12 protein-coding genes are annotated in these 15630 nt (G+C 72.9%); 4 read left to right on the top strand and 8 right to left on the bottom strand.

Annotated elements, in window-relative coordinates; genetic code table 11:
• Positions 1-7: 7 nt before the first annotated feature.
• Genes BMX74_RS25835 through BMX74_RS45050 form a run of 3 tightly spaced genes read right to left on the bottom strand, consistent with a single transcriptional unit; the run spans position 8 to position 3161 of the window.
• Positions 8-931, bottom strand: a complete 924-nt coding sequence (locus BMX74_RS25835; protein ID WP_091103319.1) for a carbohydrate ABC transporter permease — start codon at positions 929-931, stop codon at positions 8-10.
• Complete coding sequence (locus tag BMX74_RS25830) at positions 928-1833, bottom strand: carbohydrate ABC transporter permease (protein ID WP_201784473.1); 906 nt, start codon at positions 1831-1833, stop codon at positions 928-930. The genes BMX74_RS25835 and BMX74_RS25830 overlap by 4 nt, the downstream gene beginning before the upstream one ends.
• A 26-nt stretch (positions 1834-1859) precedes the next feature.
• Positions 1860-3161 carry an extracellular solute-binding protein gene (locus BMX74_RS45050; protein WP_055502165.1) on the bottom strand — a complete coding sequence of 434 codons (1302 nt, stop codon included), beginning with the start codon at positions 3159-3161 and terminating at the stop codon, positions 1860-1862.
• Positions 3162-3346: 185 nt separating this feature from the next.
• On the opposite strand from BMX74_RS45050, the gene BMX74_RS25820 reads away from it, so the two are divergent.
• Together BMX74_RS25820 and BMX74_RS25815 are read left to right on the top strand one after the other, a co-directional pair.
• Positions 3347-4084 (top strand): GntR family transcriptional regulator, encoded by a 738-nt coding sequence (locus tag BMX74_RS25820; RefSeq protein ID WP_201784472.1) that lies wholly within the window; start codon positions 3347-3349, stop codon positions 4082-4084.
• 37 nt (positions 4085-4121) lie between these two features.
• On the top strand, positions 4122-5168 hold the full coding sequence (locus BMX74_RS25815) for a mannonate dehydratase (RefSeq protein WP_055502164.1): 1047 nt from the start codon (positions 4122-4124) through the stop codon (positions 5166-5168).
• A gap of 62 nt (positions 5169-5230) precedes the next feature.
• Here the strand turns inward: BMX74_RS25815 and BMX74_RS25810 are convergent, their stop codons facing one another.
• Positions 5231-7273: a beta-galactosidase gene (locus BMX74_RS25810; protein ID WP_091103314.1), complete on the bottom strand. Its 2043-nt coding sequence runs from the start codon at positions 7271-7273 to the stop codon at positions 5231-5233.
• A gap of 195 nt (positions 7274-7468) precedes the next feature.
• On the opposite strand from BMX74_RS25810, the gene BMX74_RS25805 reads away from it, so the two are divergent.
• Together BMX74_RS25805 and BMX74_RS25800 are read left to right on the top strand one after the other, a co-directional pair.
• Positions 7469-8251, top strand: a complete 783-nt coding sequence (locus BMX74_RS25805; protein ID WP_055502163.1) for an SDR family NAD(P)-dependent oxidoreductase — start codon at positions 7469-7471, stop codon at positions 8249-8251.
• A complete protein-coding gene (locus BMX74_RS25800; protein ID WP_091103312.1) occupies positions 8248-9141 on the top strand; it encodes an SMP-30/gluconolactonase/LRE family protein in 894 nt (297 codons plus the stop codon). Before BMX74_RS25805 ends, BMX74_RS25800 begins: the two co-directional genes overlap by 4 nt.
• On the opposite strand, the gene BMX74_RS25795 is transcribed toward BMX74_RS25800, so the two are convergent.
• Genes BMX74_RS25795 through BMX74_RS25780 form a run of 4 tightly spaced genes read right to left on the bottom strand, consistent with a single transcriptional unit; the run spans position 9079 to position 15630 of the window.
• A complete protein-coding gene (locus BMX74_RS25795; RefSeq protein WP_091103311.1) occupies positions 9079-9954 on the bottom strand; it encodes an NAD-dependent epimerase/dehydratase family protein in 876 nt (291 codons plus the stop codon). The two genes, BMX74_RS25800 and BMX74_RS25795, sit on opposite strands and share 63 nt — an antisense overlap.
• Positions 9951-13877 (bottom strand): hypothetical protein, encoded by a 3927-nt coding sequence (locus BMX74_RS25790; protein ID WP_143078766.1) that lies wholly within the window; start codon positions 13875-13877, stop codon positions 9951-9953. Before BMX74_RS25790 ends, BMX74_RS25795 begins: the two co-directional genes overlap by 4 nt.
• Positions 13874-14734, bottom strand: a complete 861-nt coding sequence (locus tag BMX74_RS25785; protein ID WP_055502159.1) for a carbohydrate ABC transporter permease — start codon at positions 14732-14734, stop codon at positions 13874-13876. Before BMX74_RS25785 ends, BMX74_RS25790 begins: the two co-directional genes overlap by 4 nt.
• Positions 14731-15630: a carbohydrate ABC transporter permease gene (locus BMX74_RS25780; RefSeq protein WP_091103308.1), complete on the bottom strand. Its 900-nt coding sequence runs from the start codon at positions 15628-15630 to the stop codon at positions 14731-14733. The genes BMX74_RS25785 and BMX74_RS25780 overlap by 4 nt, the downstream gene beginning before the upstream one ends.

Here is a 15630-nt window from a genome sequence, read left to right as displayed (position 1 = left end):
GGGTCAGCTACTTGACGGCTCCGGTCGCGAGACCTTTGCTCCAGAAGGACTGCAGCGACAGGAACATGGCCACGACCGGCACGACCGAGATGAGCGCGCCGGTGACGACGGTGCTGTATCCGATGGGGTAGCCCTGCAGTTCGCGCCAGCCGACGAGGCCGACGGTGACGGGCTGGAGCGAGGTGTCGGCGAGCATGAGGGAGGGCAGCAGGAAGTTCGTCCAGATCGCGACGAACTGGAACAGGAAGACGGTGACCATGGCGGGCGCCATGAGCCGGGCGCCCATGGTGAAGATGCGCAGTTCGCCGGCGCCGTCCATGCGGCCGGCCTCGATGAGGGCGTCCGGTATGGACGAGGCGGCGTAGATCCGGCTGAGGTACACGCCGAAGGGGCTGACGATGCTCGGGATGAAGACGGCCCAGAACGTGTTGATGGTTCCGGTGAAGCTGAAGACCAGGTAGAGCGGGATGGCCAGCACGGGGGCGGGCAGGAGCACGGCGGCCAGCACGGTGCCGAAGACGGCTTCCCGTCCGGGGAAGGGGAGCTTGGCGAGGGCGTACCCGCACATGGAGGCCAGGATCGTGGAGACGACGGCGCCGCCCACGGCGTAGAGCAGTGAGTTGAGCAGCCAGCGCGAGTAGATGCCGCCCTGGGCGCGGAACAGGGTCTGGACGTTCTCGACGAGGGCGAGGCCGTCGCCGAACCAGAAGCCGTTGCCCGAGAAGATCTCTCCGCTGCCTTTGGTGGCGGAGACGACGAGCCACCACACGGGCAGCAGGAAGTAGACGGCGAACAGGCTCATGACGGCCAGCACGAGGAGGCGCGACGCGGCGCTCGCGGTCGTGAGGGGGTGCGGCCGGGGTCGCCGGCGGTGGCCGGGCGTCTGCGTGGGGGTCCGGGTGGGTGCGGGGGTTCGCAGTGCGGCGGTCATCGGGTGGCGCTCCTGGCCGATGCGCGGAAGACGAGGACGGACAGCACACAGATCAGGGCGCCGAGCACGACGGACTGGGCGGCGGCGTAGTTGAAGTCGTTGGCCGAGAGGGAGCGGACGGCGGCCATGATCGGTGTGTAGGTGGAGGGGAGGTTCGGCGCGACGGATTTCATGGTGACCGGCTCGTTGTAGAGCTGGGACGTGCCGATGATGGAGAAGACGAGGGTGAGCAGCAGGGCCGGCCGCACCAGCGGGACTTTGATGAGCAGTGCGGCCTTCCAGCCGGAGCAGCCGTCGAGGGCGGCGGCCTCCATCGTCTCCTCGGGGATGGCCTGCAGGGCGGCGTAGATCAGGATGGTGTTGTAGCCGGTCCAGGCCCAGGTCAGGATGTTGGCGATGGAGAACGGCAGCGCGCCGTCGGTGACGAAGCTGACGTCGAGGCCGATGGAGGCGAGGAGCCGGGTGATGGGGCTCAGGGTGGGCGCGTACAGGAAGGACCACACGAGGGCCGCGATCACGCCGGGCAGGCCGTAGGGGACGAAGTAGGCGATTCTGAAGAACGTGCGGCCGCGCGAGGTTCTGGAGTCGATGAGCAGGGCGAGGACGAGGGCGATGCCGAGCATCACGGGTACCTGGATGAGGCCGATGAAGCCGACGCGGCCGAGGGAGGCGATGAAGTCGGCGTCCTGGAACACCCGGGCGTAGTTGCCGAGTCCGGTGAAGACGGTTTCGGCGCCGCCGAGGCCGAGGCCGGAGCGTTTGACGGCGAAGAAGCTCTGGATGACGGAGTAGGCGGCCGGCGCCAGGTAGACGACGAGGAAGAGCAGGAGGAACGGCAGCACGAACGGTGCCGCTCGCCGGAGTTCGCGCAGGCGGGGCCGGCGGTGGGTCAGGGGGGACACGGGGACCTCAGCGGTGGGGGAGCCGGTTACTTGGCGACGGAGAAGCCCTGGGCCTGCAGGGCGGAGACCGTCCCGTTCTGGGCGCCGTTCAGCGCGTCCTGGATGGTGGCGCTCTTGGTGGGGACCTTGCCGAGGCCGTCGCCGAGTGCGGCGGCGGTGGTGGACATGACGGGGCCCCATCGCCAGTTGGGGTTCACCTTGGCGGCTTCGGTGCGGAAGACCTGGTAGATGGGCTGGCCGCCGTAGTAGGGCTGGGGCGCGTCGAGTGCCGTGTTGCGGAGTCCGGAGGTGGAGGCGGGCAGGATGGCCGCGGACTTGATGAGGTTGGAGACGGAGGCGTCGTCGGTGGACATCCACAGGGCGAACTCGGCGGCCTCCTTGGGGTGGGCGCAGCCTTTCATGACGGCGGTGGCCGATCCGCCGGAGTTGCCGACGGAGTCGGTGGAGTCCCATCGGGGCATGGGGGCGACGGCCCACTTGCCGGCGGAGCCGGCGGCGTTGTCGCGGATCAGGGAGGCGGACCAGACGGGGCCGACCTCCGCCCAGACGGCGCCCTTGTTCCAGGCGGAGTAGAGGGCGGCGTCGAAGGCCGGGTGGGAGGTGAGGAGGTCCTGGTCGAAGAGTTCCTGCCAGTAGGCGGCGACCTTGCTGTTGGCGGGGCTGGCGAGTGAGACGGTCCAGGCGTCGCCGTTGACGCCGAACCAGGGGGCGTCGCCCTGCCAGGCGAAGCCGGCGTAGAGGTAGGGGTCGGTGGGCAGGTTCATGATCCGGGACTTGGGGTCGGCGGCCTTGACGGCGGCGGCGGCCTTCTTGAACTCGTCCCAGGTCCTGGGGACGGGGATCTTGTTGGTCTTGAAGAGGTCGGAGCGGTAGAACAGGCCCATGGGGGCGGTGTCGACGGGCACGCCGAAGGCCTTGCCCTCGATGCCGACGTTGCCCCATACCCAGTCGGGGAACTCGGCGCGCTGGGGCCGGACGTGCTCGGTGACGTCCTGGAGGAGTCCTGCGGCGAGGAAGCTGGAGAAGGTCTCGTAGCCGATCTGCGCGAGGCAGGGGGCGGTGCCCGCCTTGGCGGCGGTGAACATCTTGTCGTAGCCGCCGGCGCCGCCGTTGGTGATGGCCTCGTATTTCACCTGGATGCCGGGGTGGGACTGGTTCCACAGCGAGACGGACTTGTCGTAGCCGGCGGCCCAGCCCCAGAAGGTGATGGTCACCGGGCCCGCGGTGGGCGTCCCTGTGGTCGCGGTGCTGCCGGAGCATCCGGTCAGGGCGATGCCGGTGGCGGCGGCGAGTGCGGCCGCGGTGAGCCGCGCGGTTCGGTTGAGCATGACGTCCTCTCGACGGTTGCGGGTGCGGCGGGTGGTGTGTCGCCGGGGGCCCTGCCGAGGGGGGCTCATGTCCGGGGAGCGGTTTCGGGGGCCGGGTGCCGGCGTCGTGTGTTTCCCCTGGGCGACGATCAGGTTAATGGCTGGATACTTGCATACAAGCTTTCGGACATGCAACGATCAATTTCGTGACTTCCCACCGAGCGCTCGTACCCGAGCCCGCACCCGCCGGGCGCGATCCTGGGCTGTCGCCGGTCGTGCGAGACCGCGCGCCGGCACGGACCTCCGATCGCGTCTACGACGAGCTGGTCTCCGCGATCCGCGATCTGCGGCTCGTCCCAGGAGCGTCCCTGTCCGAGACGGATCTCGCCGAGCGGCTGCACGTCAGCCGCACGCCGGTGCGCGAGGCCATCGCCCGGCTCGTGGACGCCGGGCTGGTGCGGGTCGTCCCGCAGGTCGGCACGCGGGTCGGTCTGATCAGCGGGCGTGACGTGGAGGAGGCGCGCTTCGTCCGCGAGAGCCTGGAGGTCGCGGCCTTCGAGGTGGTGTGCGCCAGGCCGGTGCGGGACGTCGCCGTGCTGCGCGAGCTGCTCGACCGGCAGGAACACAGCTATCGCACGGAGAACTACGACGCCTTCTTCGCGGCGGACGAGGCGCTGCACAGCGAGATCTTCACGCTCAGCGGCTATCCGCGGGCGTGGCAGGCGGTGCAGCGGATGAAGCTGCAGCTCGACCGGCTCCGGCGGCTCGCGCTGCCCGACGCGGCCGCGATGCGGGAGCTGATCGACGAGCACACGAAGATCGTGGACGCCCTGGAGGCGGGTGATCTGCCGGCCGGCCGCTCGCTGATCAGCCGGCACGCCAGGCGCGCTCTCGACCTGGGCCCGTCCCTGCGTGCCCAGTACCCCGACTACTTCACGGACTGAGCCGCGCGACGGCCACGCACCGGCATGAAAGGCAGGCATGACCATCCGCCTCTCCCTGGGCCACATCGACACCTACGACTCCCGTGTCGCGACGTTCGCGCATCAGCTCGGGCTGACCGGCGTGCAGTTGCACACCCCCGACCTGCTGCCCGGCGACGACGGGTTCTGGAGCCTTTCCGAGCTGCGGGCGCTGCGGGAGCGCTGCGACGCCGACGGGCTGGCGATCGACGGCCTCGAGAACGTCCCGCTCGCCCATTTCTGGAAGATCCAGCGTGGCCTGCCCGGCCGGGACGAGCAGATCGAGAACTACCAGAAGACCGTGCGCAATCTCGCCGCGGTCGGGATCGACCTGCTGGGCTACAACTTCCTCGCCACCTACGTCTGGCGCACCGAGATGGCGGCGAGGGGGCGCGGCGGTGCGAAGGTGACCGTCTTCGACCTGGCCGAGGCGCACCGGGGCAACGCGCTGGCCGGGTACCGGCTGACGCCCGACCAGCCGGTGGAGGAGCCGATCACGGCGGAGCAGATGTGGGCCAACCACCAGTACTTCCTGGACGCGGTGCTGCCCGTCGCCGAGGAGGCCGGGGTGCGGCTGGCCCTGCACCCCGACGACCCGCCGGTGGACGAGCCCCTGGGCGGCGTGGCCCGGATCTTCACCTCGCCGGCGGCCATCGGCAGGGCGCTCGGGCAGGCCGGCGGCAGCCCGTCGTGGGGGCTGAACCTCTGCCTGGGCACCGTGTCGGAGATGGCTGGTGAGCAGAGCGTCAACGAGGTGATCGACCTGCTGGGGCCGTCGATCTTCTACGTGCACTTCCGGGACGTGCGCGGCACCGTGCCCCGCTTCAGCGAGTGCTTCCTGGGGGAGGGGAACCTCAACCCGGCCCGGGTGATCCGCCGGCTCCACGACGCCGGGTTCGACGGGTTCCTCATCGACGACCACGTACCGGCGATGATCGGGGACCTGGACACCTGGGGCGACACCTCGTCGGAGGCCTACTGCAGCAGGGGCCGGGCGCACGCTATCGGCTACCTGCAGGGTGTGCTGAACGGTCTCGCGCTCGACCGTCCCGACGTGGCCGCCTGATCCTCTCAGGCGGGGCAGGACCAGGCGGCCGTGGCCGCCTGGTCCTTCTTCGCGTCCGCGGGTCACCGGTCGGCGTCTCGATCCGTCCTGACGACCCGCACCCCGCCCGCCGGCACGGTGATCTTCCCGTCGTGGACGGACCCGTCCAGCAGGTCGGTGCCCGACCCGGGGACGGACGTGTCGGTGTCGCCGTGGTTGACGAGGAAGACGTAGTCGTGGCCGGCCGACCGGCGGGTGACGGCCTCCAGGCGGCCGCCGGGGCGGGCCGCCGGCATGGCGAGCCGCCGCGTGATCGTCTCCAGCAGGCGCGCGCGGGCGGCGGCGGGCAGGTCGACGCCGACGTACCAGGCGTGCCCCGCGCCGCGGGCCGCGCGGGTGATCGCGGGCGCGCCGGCGAAGTCGCCGTCGAGGTAGCGGGCCTCGGCCACGGCGTCGGTGAGGTCGATCTCCTCGTGCCAGGTGGAGATCCTGGCGCGTCCGGTGACGCCGTCGATCTCCACGGAGTCCGGCTCGGGCAGGGGGGCGAACTCCTCCACGCGCACGCCGAGCAGCTCGCGGAACGCGCCGGGGTAGCCGCCGAGCCGTACCCGGTCGAGCGGGTCGACGATGCCGGAGAAGTAGGTGACGATCACGGTGGCCCCGGCGTGCGCGGCGGCGGCGACGGCGGCCGCGTCGCGGTCGGAGAGCAGGTAGAGCATCGGTACGACGATCAGCCGGTAGCTCGACAGGTCGGCCGTCGGCGGCACGACGTCGGCGGTGACGCCCGCCTCCCACAGGCTCCGGTGCCAGCCGAGGGCGCACTCCATGTACGACAGGCCGTTGTGCGGGTGCCCCTCGCGTTCCGCGGCCCACCACGACTCCTCGGAGAACAGCAGCGCGCAGTCGGCGACGACCCGGCTGCCGAGCACCTCGGCACAGGAGGCGAGCTCCGCGCCGAGCGCCGTCACCTCGCGGAACATGCGGCTGTCGGGTCCGGCGTGCGGGAGCATCGCGGAGTGGAAGCGTTCGGCGCCCGCCCTGGCGGCGCGCCACTGGAAGAAGCAGATGCCGTCGGCGCCGCGGGCGAGGTGGGTGAACACGTTGCGCCGGAGTTCGCCGCGGCGTTTGGCGGGGTTGACGGGGCGCCAGCTGGTGGCGCCGGTGGCCGTCTCCATGAGCAGCCACGGCTCGCCCTCGGACAGGCCGCGGGCCCGGTCGGCGGAGAAGGCCAGCTCGACGTGGGCGTCGGGGGCGGGCCTGAGGTAGTGGTCGCTCGCGATGAGGTCCAGGTCGGCGGCCCAGGAGCTGTAGTCCATGTTCTTGCCGGCGTCGAAGAGCACCATGTTCGTGGTGATGGGCACGTCGGGGGTGACGCGCCGCAGTACGGCGATCTCGGCTCGCAGCTGCTCGCGCAGCTGGTGGGAGCTGAACCGGTCGAAGTCGAGGACCTGGGTGGGGTTGGAGTCGGTGTAGGTGAGCCGCGGAGGCTGGATCTCCTCCCAGTCGGAGTAGGTCTGGCTCCAGGCGGCGGTCGTCCACGCGGCGTTCAGCTCGTGGACGGAGCCGTAGCGTTCCTTGAGCCAGGCGCGGAAGGCCTTGGCGCTCTGGTCGCCGTAGCAGCGGGAGTTGTGGCCGCCGAGCTCGTTGGAGACGTGCCACAGCGCGAGGGCGGGGTGCTCGCCGTAGCGGTGCGCCAGCTTCTCCACCAGGGCGAGCGAGTGCTCGCGGTAGACGGTGGACGACGGTGACCAGGCCTGGCGTCCGCCCTGCGCCATCGTGCGTCCGTGCCGGTCGACGGGCAGCACGTCGGGGTGGCGGGTGGTGAGCCAGGGCGGGGGTGAGGCGGTGGCGGTGGCGAGGTCGGCGGCGATGTCGTTGGCGTGCAGCAGGTCGAGCAGGCGGTCGAGCCATCCGAAGTCCCACCGGCCGGGCGCCGGCTGCAGGGTCGACCAGGCGAAGACGCCGACGGTGACGAGGTTGACGCCGGCCTGGCGCATCAGCCGCACGTCCTCGTCCCAGACGCTCTCGTCCCACTGTTCGGGGTTGTAGTCGCCGCCGAAGGCGACGGGCCGGCCGCCGAACCGGGCGACGACGCCGGCGGGCCACCGGATCCACTCAGCCGTCACGTGCTGCTCTCCTCGGGGGGTGGTGCGGATCGCCGCGGGGTCGCGGCCGGATCAGACTAGCGGCTTGAGACAACGTTGTCCTAGAGTGGTGCCGCGTAACCGGCTCGCAGGGTCCCGGCTCGACAGTCGCGGCGGACCCGCCTGCCGCGGCCCACCTCCGGCGCCGCCTGCGGACGACATCGAGGGGAGTGGAACGTGGCGGAGTTCGACGGCAAGGTCGCCATCGTCACCGGAGGATTCAGCGGCATCGGGCGCGCGACGGCCCGGCTGCTCTCGGCACGCGGCGCGACGGTCGTGGCCGCCGGCCTGCCACCGGGACGCGACCGCGAAGCGCCGCTGCCCGGCGTCGAGCACGTCGAGCTCGACGTCACCGACGAGGCCGCCACCGCGCGGCTCGTCGAGGACGTCGCCGCCGCGCACGGCGGCCTGGACGTCGTGGTCGCCGCCGCGGGCATCCAGCGCTACGGCACGGCCGCCGAGACCGGCGCCGGCGAGTGGAACGACGTGCTCGCCGTCAACCTGACCGGCACGTTCCACATCGTCAAGCACGCCCTGCCCCGCCTGCGCGCCCGCGGGTCGGGGTCGATCGTGATCGTCTCCTCCGTGCAGGCGTTCGTCACCCAGAGCGCCGTCGCCGCCTACACCACCAGCAAGGGGGCGCTCAACGCGTTCGCCCGCTCGGCCGCGATCGACGAGGCGAGGAACGGCATCAGGGTCAACACCGTGTGCCCCGCGTCGGTGGACACCCCGATGCTGCGGTCCTCGGCCCGCGCCTTCACCGACGGCACCGACGGGGCCGCGCAGGAACTGGTCGAGTCGTGGGGGCGCATGCATCCGCTGGGACGGGTGGCCCGGCCGGAGGAGGTGGCGGAAGCCGTCGCCTTCCTGGCGGGAGACCGGGCCAGCTTCATCACCGGCATCGCGCTGCCGGTCGACGGCGGGCTCCTGGCCAGCGCCGCGGTGGTGCTCCCCGGATGACCGGCCGCGACGACCGCGTGCGGGCAGGGCTCCCAGCGACGGCCCGGATCGCCGTCCCCGGCAGGGCGCGGGTGGGCGAAGGACCCGTGTGGGACGCCGCGACCGGCAGCCTGCACTGGGTCGACATCCCTGCCGGGCACCTGCACACCAGCGACCCGGCCACCGGGCGGACCGTCACGGTCGAGCTGCCGACGCTCGTCGGCGCCGCGGCGCCGCGACGTGGCGGAGGCTTCGCCGCCGCGACGGCCGAAGGGTTCGCGGCCGTCGGGCCCGGCGGGCCGATGGACGTCCGGCGCGCGATCCTGCCCGCCGGTGAGCGCATGAACGACGCCAAGTGCGACGGCCACGGGCGGCTGTGGGCCGGCAGCACCGCGATGGACTTCGAGCCCGGCAGAGGCGCCCTGCACGTCCTCATGCCGGACTGGACGAGCCGGGTCGTCCTCGACGGCCTGGCCCTGCCCAACGGGCTCGGCTGGAGCCCCGACGGGCGCACCTTCTACCTCGCCGACTCGATCGCCGGCGAGATCTGGGCCTTCGACACCCGCCCCGGCTCCACCGAGCTCAGCCGCCGGCGCACGCTCCGCCGGATCCCCGCCGCCTCCGGCATGCCCGACGGCCTCGCCGTGGACGCGGCGGGATGCCTGTGGGTCGCGATCTGGGGCGGCGGCCGGCTGGCGCGGATCTCCCCCGAGGGGGACCTGCTCGGCGAGATCGCGATGCCCGTGCCGCAGCCGTCGTCCTGCGCGTTCGGCGGGCCCCGCCTGGACGTCCTGTACGTCACGTCGGCCCGTGAAGGGCTCGACCTGGCCGACGACGACCCCTCCGGGTCAGTGTTCGCCCTCGACCCGCTCGGCGCCGTGGGCCTGCCGTCCACGCCGTTCGCCGGCTGAGCCGCCCAGCGGCATCGCGCAGAAGCCGCCGCCCACCCGGTGCAGGAGGGGGTCGGCGGGGTCGAAGGCGCCGGCCCCCGGGACGTCGCCTGCGAAGCGCTCGGCGTCGTCGCGCGGCCGGTAGCCGATCGCCGTCCCTTCGGCGAGCGACCACCAGCGCCGCGTGTTGCCGGAGATGCCCCACAGGATGCGGAACGTGGGCGGGTGCGCGGCCAGGCAGGCCTCGACCAGCCGCGCCGCGTCCTGGTGCGACAGCCACACGGCGAGGTCGGGCGGCGAGACGGGACGCGGACGGAACGCGCCGATGCGCAGGCAGCTGACGTCGATGCCGAAGCGCGAGTGGTAGAGCGCGCCGAGGGCTTCGAGCGCCGCCTTGCTGACGCCGTAGAAGGTGTCGGGGCGCGGCGGCGCGTCCGCGGGAAGCAGGCCGCCGTCCCCGGCGGCGCGGGCGTCGTCGCGGGTGAGGAATCCGGCGGCGTGGATGCTGGAGGCGAGCACGGCCTTGCGCACGCCCCGCCGGCGGACTGCTTCGAGGACCCGCTGGGTGCCGTCCACGTTGGCCGCGAGGAGCCGTTCCCACGGGCCCTCGCCGCTGAGCCCCCCGAGGTGCACGACCGCGTCCACGTCCCGGCACGCCCGGTCGATCGCGTCCTGGTCGGTGAAGGACGCCTGGATGAGCTCCTCGCCCGGCGCGGCGCGGCCCAGCGGCGCGAGGTCGAGCAGCCGCAGCACCCTGCCGGGGCGGGCCAGCAGCGGGCGCAGCGCCGTTCCGACGCGGCCCGCCGCCCCGGTGACGAGGATCCGGTACGTCATCGGCGCTCCTCCTGGTAGTGGGCGGGGGTCAGCGGGTCCGGCGTGTACGGAGGCTGGTTGTAGGTGTGCCGGCGCCGGAACGCCGCCTCCACCGGCGGCTCCCAGTGCCGCCAGCCGCGCGGGTCGGTGTCCACCGGGGGAGACATCGCTCCGACGCCGTTGCCGTTCTCGGCGGCGACCGCGTACTCGTGGACCGTCACGCCCTCGGGCAGCTCGCGGGACGACGGCTCGGCCAGGCCCGGCACCACTCCCGGCAGGTCCTCGCCGTGGCTGAAGGCCAGGCCGGCGAAGACCTCGCGGTAGGCGGCCTCGCCCTTGCGGCGCCGGTAGAGGCGGTAGCGGGCGGCGCCGAGGACCTCGCCCCACGTCGCCGTCACCCTGCCGGGCGCGAGCCGGAGCCGCAGGCCGTCGGGCGCGGGGGGAGGGTCGCCGCTCGCGTACAGCGGGTAGTCGGGGCCGGGCTCGGCGGTTCCCGCGACGACGCGGACGTGGTACTTGGCGCCGTCGGCCAGGCCGTCCAGCGCGAACGGGCCGCGGCGCGCGGTGCCCGCGGGCGCCCAGGTGGCGCCGCCGTCCGCGCTGAGCTGGATCGCGTACGAGTCCGCTCCGGGGGCGTGGGTGAAGTGCACGAGGGCGCCGCCGCTGACGTTCTCGGTGCGCAGCACGCGCGAGGGGACCGGTCGCGGCGCGCCCGCCGTGAGCTGCCAGCGGTGCCGGCCCTCCGGCAGCTCGACGGACAGCTCCTCGTCGCCGGTCCGGCGGGTCCGCGCGGGGACGCCGTCGACGAAGAGGCGTGCCGGGCCGGGGCCGCCCGCGACGCGCAGCCGCGCCGTGGCCGGTCTCGGCGCGTGGTAGACGCCCTCGATCTCGCGGGGGTCGCGGTATTCGAGGCTGATGGCGAGCTCGGGGTCGTCGGTCGTCAGCGTCACCTCGTCGGTGCCGACCACCCCGCCACCGGCTGTGCCCCCCGCCGTGCCCCCCGCTGTGCCGCGGAACAGGGCGAGCAGGCGCACGCCGTCGTGCCGCAGCCGGACGGCGCCCGCCGTGCCGCGGAAGCGCAGCCCGTCCTCGGCGACGTCCAGGGGCCCGCTCTCGTCGCGGAAGACGTGGTCGACGCCGCCGGGCGTCCTGATCCGCGCACCCCACGGCGTCGCCGGGTCCACGGTCAGGTCCTCGCGGTGGCTGACGATCGCCAGGATGTCGCCGCCGTCGCCCTCCAGCCGCAGGATCCTCGACGTCGGCGTCGCCATCTCGCCGCCCTGCCCCGCGCCCCGGACGAGGTGGACGCGCGGCATGCGGTCCGGCAGGAACGCGAAACTGTTGGCGTCGTGGCCCGTCGGCCGGGTGAGCGCCGACCACGTCCAGACGGTGCGCCGGCCGGGCGCGAACGCGTCGTAGGTCGCGATGTAGTCGGCTCCCATCAGCAGGACGCTGCGGCTGCGGTACTCGCCGGCCACCGGGCCGTCCGGATGCGGGACGATCTCGGCGAACTGCGCCCAGCCGAGATCGCGCAGCGGCCGGTCGAGCGTGTTCTGGCCGATGGAGCGGAAGGCGCCGTCCTTCCACACGGCGCACGAGGTGGCGAACGTGGCGTCGGGGACGCGCCGGTCACCGGCGTCCTCGGGGCCGTGGCCGCTGTAGGAGCGGCCGGCGGCGTAGTAGTAGAGGTGGCCGGAACCGTTGTCGTCGGCGATGCCCCACCGGTAGTTCGGCCCGTGGTCGACCTGCTGCAGGAACACGGCGACCTCGGACGGCAGGTCCACGTCGGCCCGCAGCGTGACGCCGTAACCGGTGTGGGCGGAGCTGCGCAGCCGGGGGTTGGTGCCGGTGTCGCCCGCGGTCTCGACGAGCGGCCGCCACGGGTCCGGCGCCCCCGGCGCGGCGTCCAGGTGCCTGGCCGCGGCGTCGCCGCCCCACAGCAGGTGCTCGGCGACCAGCGGCCGGTAGCGCCGCAGCGCCTCGCCGAGCAGCCGCATCTCGATCGGGGGGCGGCGCGGCCAGAAGGCGTGCGCGCCCTGGGCGGGATGCAGCCGCGCGGTGTCGCCGTCCGACGTGTGGACGGGCGCGGTCAGGGCGTTGACGAGCCAGTCGCCGATCGCGGCGAACTCCGGCGTCGCCAGCCGGTTGCGCCCGTCGGAGCGGCGGGCCAGGGCGTTGCCGAGGGTCATGGGCCGCAGGAACGCCCAGACGTAGGTGGCCAGGCTCTCGGTCCAGCGCCCTGCCGACGTCTCGCGGGCCGGGAGGGCGGGCCTGGTGTGGAAGCGGGCGGCGAGCTCGGCGACCTTCCCGAACTGGTCGAGCCAGGCGGGAGCGGCCGGGTGGTCGGGGAACAGCCAGGCCAGGCAGGCCAGCGCGGCCTTGCCGTCGGCCAGGAAGTTGGGGTGCCCGCCGAACATGCGCAGGACGGGCGTCATCTCCTCGTTCGCCGAGACGTGCGCGGTGAGCAGCAGCAGCGCGTCCACGCGGCGCCGCTGCCGCTCGCTCAGCCGGTGGCCGAGCCGCTGGCGGCCGTCGAGGAAGCGGTCGTAGAGGGGGCGCTGGCCGATGTTGAGGTATCCGGCCAGGTCGTTGACGCCGCGCGCGATGAGGCGCGGCCCCTCGTCGCCCTCGAACAGCGCCGCAGCGAACTCCTCCGCGGTCGCGAACTCGCCCTCGGCCGCGACCGGCCGCGGGCGCCTGCCGTCGTAGGCGAGGTCCCAGTCCTTGACCCGGTCCAGGCTCAGGGTGCCCTGCCAGTGGTGCAGGTCGCGCGCGTACGTGCTCTGGTAGGCGGCGCCGACGCCGCCGGCCTGCCGCCGCAGCACCTCGCGGTCGCGTTCGTGGTCGTGGAAGGCGATGCCGGTGGAGCGGGTCCCGGTGCGCAGCGGCCACGACCAGCGCAGGACGCCCTCCGCGTGCCTGAACCTGACCTGCAGCAGGTCGGAGGAGGCCCAGGAGGCGTAGGAGCGGTCGTCCCACCGGGCGTGGTCGCGGATGAACAGGCCCATGGCGTCGCCCGAGCGGACGTCCCAGAACGCGGCGTGCGGGCGGACGTTCCAGGCGAAGCTCGGCGCGTACGGGCCGACCGTGAACAGGTAGTCCTCCTGCGGCCGTTCGGTGCCGCCGGGGCCGGAGAAGTTCGGGTCCTCGCCGCAGCCGGCGAGCGTCAGGGGTTCGTCGACGCCGGGCCACCGGTAGGTGTCGGGGCTGCCGGGGTCGAGGTGGTCGGCGGCGACCTGCGACCCGGGCCAGGCCGAGGAGAAGCGGTGCGTGGGGGAGCAGCCGGTCCAGGCCAGCTCCCAGGCGGCGCCGGGGCCGTCGAGCCCGGTCATCTCCTCGGACAGCTCGACGAAGTCGCAGCCCTGCAGGCAGCGGACGGTCGCGGTGTAGCGGCCCCCGTTCTCGAAGTGGTAGACGGTCTCGTGGTCGGCGAACAGCGGGCCGCTGTCCAGCAGCCGCGACTCCACGCGCCGCACGCCGCCGCGGACCTCCGACTCCCCGGCCCAGCCGTGTCCCCGGTCCCACGCGGTCACCGGTCCGGGCGCCGTGCCGCGGGCGGTCCGGGAGGCGGGCAGCCGTACCCGTAGCGGGCCGCCGTCGAGGACGACGTGGTCGTCGCCGAGCTCCACGCGTACGGGCCGGTCCGGCCGCGCGGGGGTGCCGGGGGAGAGCGTGTAGGAGCGGGTCACGCCGGGGGGCAGGTCGGCGAAGAAGCAGATGACGGCCGAGACCGCGAGGCCGCCGGCCTCGGCGACGCCGGCCGCCTGGAACGGCACCCCGTTCCCGGCGTCGTCGGCCAGCCGCAGCTCCGCGAGCCGCAGCGAGGGCCGCTCCCAGCGCACGGGGAAGCGCAGCAGCGTCCGCGGCCAGGCGAACTCGGGATGCCCGATCCGCTCGGCCAGCCGGAACACCACCCGGTCCGCGTCCTGCCGCCACACCCTCATCGCGCCTCACCCGGCTCGGCCGGCACCGCGACGCCCTGCGTGCCGAACGCCGCCCCGCCCGCGACTCCCTCCACCAGGTGGCGCTGGAGCGCCACGAACAGCAGCAGGATGGGCGCCGCGACGATGAACGTGCCCGCGGCGATCAGCGGCCAGTTCTGCGTGTGCTCGCCGAAGAACGAGTACAGGCCGCGGGTGACCGGCCACAGCTTCTGGTCCGACAGCATGACGAGCGGCAGGATCAGGTTGTTCCAGGCGTGCACGAACCCGAAGATGGCGAACGTCGCCAGCGCCGGCTTCATCTGCGGGATGATGATCGTGAAGATGAAGCGGACGTAGCCGCAGCCGTCCAGCGCCGCCGCCTCGTCGATCTCGCGGGGTATGCCCTTGATGTAGCCGACGAAGAAGAAGAACCCGGCGCCGGACAGGCTGGTGAGGATGAGGTAGCCCGGCATGCTGTTGTACAGGCCGAGCGCCTGCGCCTCGATGAACAGCGGGATCAGGCCGCCGGGCAGGAAGCCGGAGAAGACGAAGAAGGCGTACACCGCGTTGGAGCGCCTGAAGTAGCCGCGTGAGACGGGGAAGGCGAGGAAGACGCCGAGGATCAGCGTGACCGTGTCCGGGACGACCGCGTACACGAGGCTGTTGAGCATCTGGCGGCCGAAGTCGCCCTGCGTCCAGGCCGCGCCGAAGTTCTCCAGCGTCCACGGGTGCGGCAGGCCGGTCGGGTCCTGCAGGAACCCGGTGAACGTCTTGAACGCCTGCAGGAACAGGTAGACCAGGGGCGCCGCGAACAGCAGCGCGGCGATCCCGAAGCAGAGCAGGTTCCGGGTTCCGGCGCGCAGCGGGTTCGTCCTCATAGCTGGATCTCCCTCCTGCGCAGCGTGAACAGCAGGGTGCCGCCGATGGCGAGGGTGAGGAGGAACTGCAGCATCGCCAGCATCGAGCCGTAGCCGAGCTGGCTGTTGCCGCCGAAGGCGGACTCGAACATGTACAGGCCGAGGGTCTTGGTGCCGAAGTTGCCGCCGGTGAGGACGAGGATCAGGGCGTACTCCCCGAGGGCGCCCATCGCGGTGAGGAAGACGTTGACGGTGGTCGCGGGGGCGAGCAGCGGCCAGGTGACGTGCAGGAACGCCCGCCAGCGTCCGGCGCCGTCCAGGGCCGCCGCCTCGTACACCGGCTTCGGGATGTTGCGCAGGCCCGCGATGTAGATCAGCATCGAGTACCCGGCGAACATCCAGATGTTGACGAGCATCACCAGCGGCAGCGCCAGGGAGCTGTCGCCGAGGAAGGCCGTGGTGCTGCCGAACAGGGCCTTCCACGCCGTCGCGGCCGGGCCGGTGAACGGGTCGAGGATGAGGGCGAACACCGCGCCGACCACGGCGACGGAGAAGATCTGCGGCATGAAGATCAGCGCGCGGTAGACCGTGTACGAGCGTCCCGGGCGGTTGAGCAGCAGCGCCAGCCCGAGTCCTGCGACGTTCTGCAGCACGGTCACGCCGACCACGTAGACCAGCGTGACCTGCAGCGACTCCCACACCTGCGCCGACAGCGAGGTGAACGCCGCGGTGTAGTTGCACAGCCCGCAGACGTTGAGCGGCGTGCCGGGCAGCCCGGAGTACTGCGTGAAGGAGTACCCGACGGTGGCCAGCGACGGGTAGAGCCCGAACAGCAGCCACCCGATGCCGGGGATCGCGATGCTCGCCCACGGGATGAGCCGGCGGGTGCGCCGGGTTCCGAAGGGACCGGCCGCCAC

It is taken from the genome of Nonomuraea pusilla (assembly GCF_900109355.1).
In the GTDB taxonomy this organism is placed as follows: Bacteria; Actinomycetota; Actinomycetes; order Streptosporangiales; family Streptosporangiaceae; genus Nonomuraea; species Nonomuraea pusilla.
Note: the sequence above shows the minus strand (reverse complement) of the source record. Positions and strands in the feature narration are given on the sequence as shown.

Bases quoted from the DNA above. Each gene is read 5' to 3' on its own strand.
- BMX74_RS25835 (WP_091103319.1), bottom strand. From the start codon at position 931: ATGACCGCCGCACTGCGAACCCCCGCACCCACCCGGACCCCCACGCAG.
- BMX74_RS45050 (WP_055502165.1), bottom strand. From the start codon at position 3,161: ATGCTCAACCGAACCGCGCGGCTCACCGCGGCCGCACTCGCCGCCGCC.
- BMX74_RS25815 (WP_055502164.1), top strand. From the start codon at position 4,122: ATGACCATCCGCCTCTCCCTGGGCCACATCGACACCTACGACTCCCGT.
- BMX74_RS25800 (WP_091103312.1), top strand. From the start codon at position 8,248: ATGACCGGCCGCGACGACCGCGTGCGGGCAGGGCTCCCAGCGACGGCC.
- BMX74_RS25795 (WP_091103311.1), bottom strand. From the start codon at position 9,954: ATGACGTACCGGATCCTCGTCACCGGGGCGGCGGGCCGCGTCGGAACG.
- BMX74_RS25790 (WP_143078766.1), bottom strand. From the start codon at position 13,877: ATGAGGGTGTGGCGGCAGGACGCGGACCGGGTGGTGTTCCGGCTGGCC.
- BMX74_RS25785 (WP_055502159.1), bottom strand. From the start codon at position 14,734: ATGAGGACGAACCCGCTGCGCGCCGGAACCCGGAACCTGCTCTGCTTC.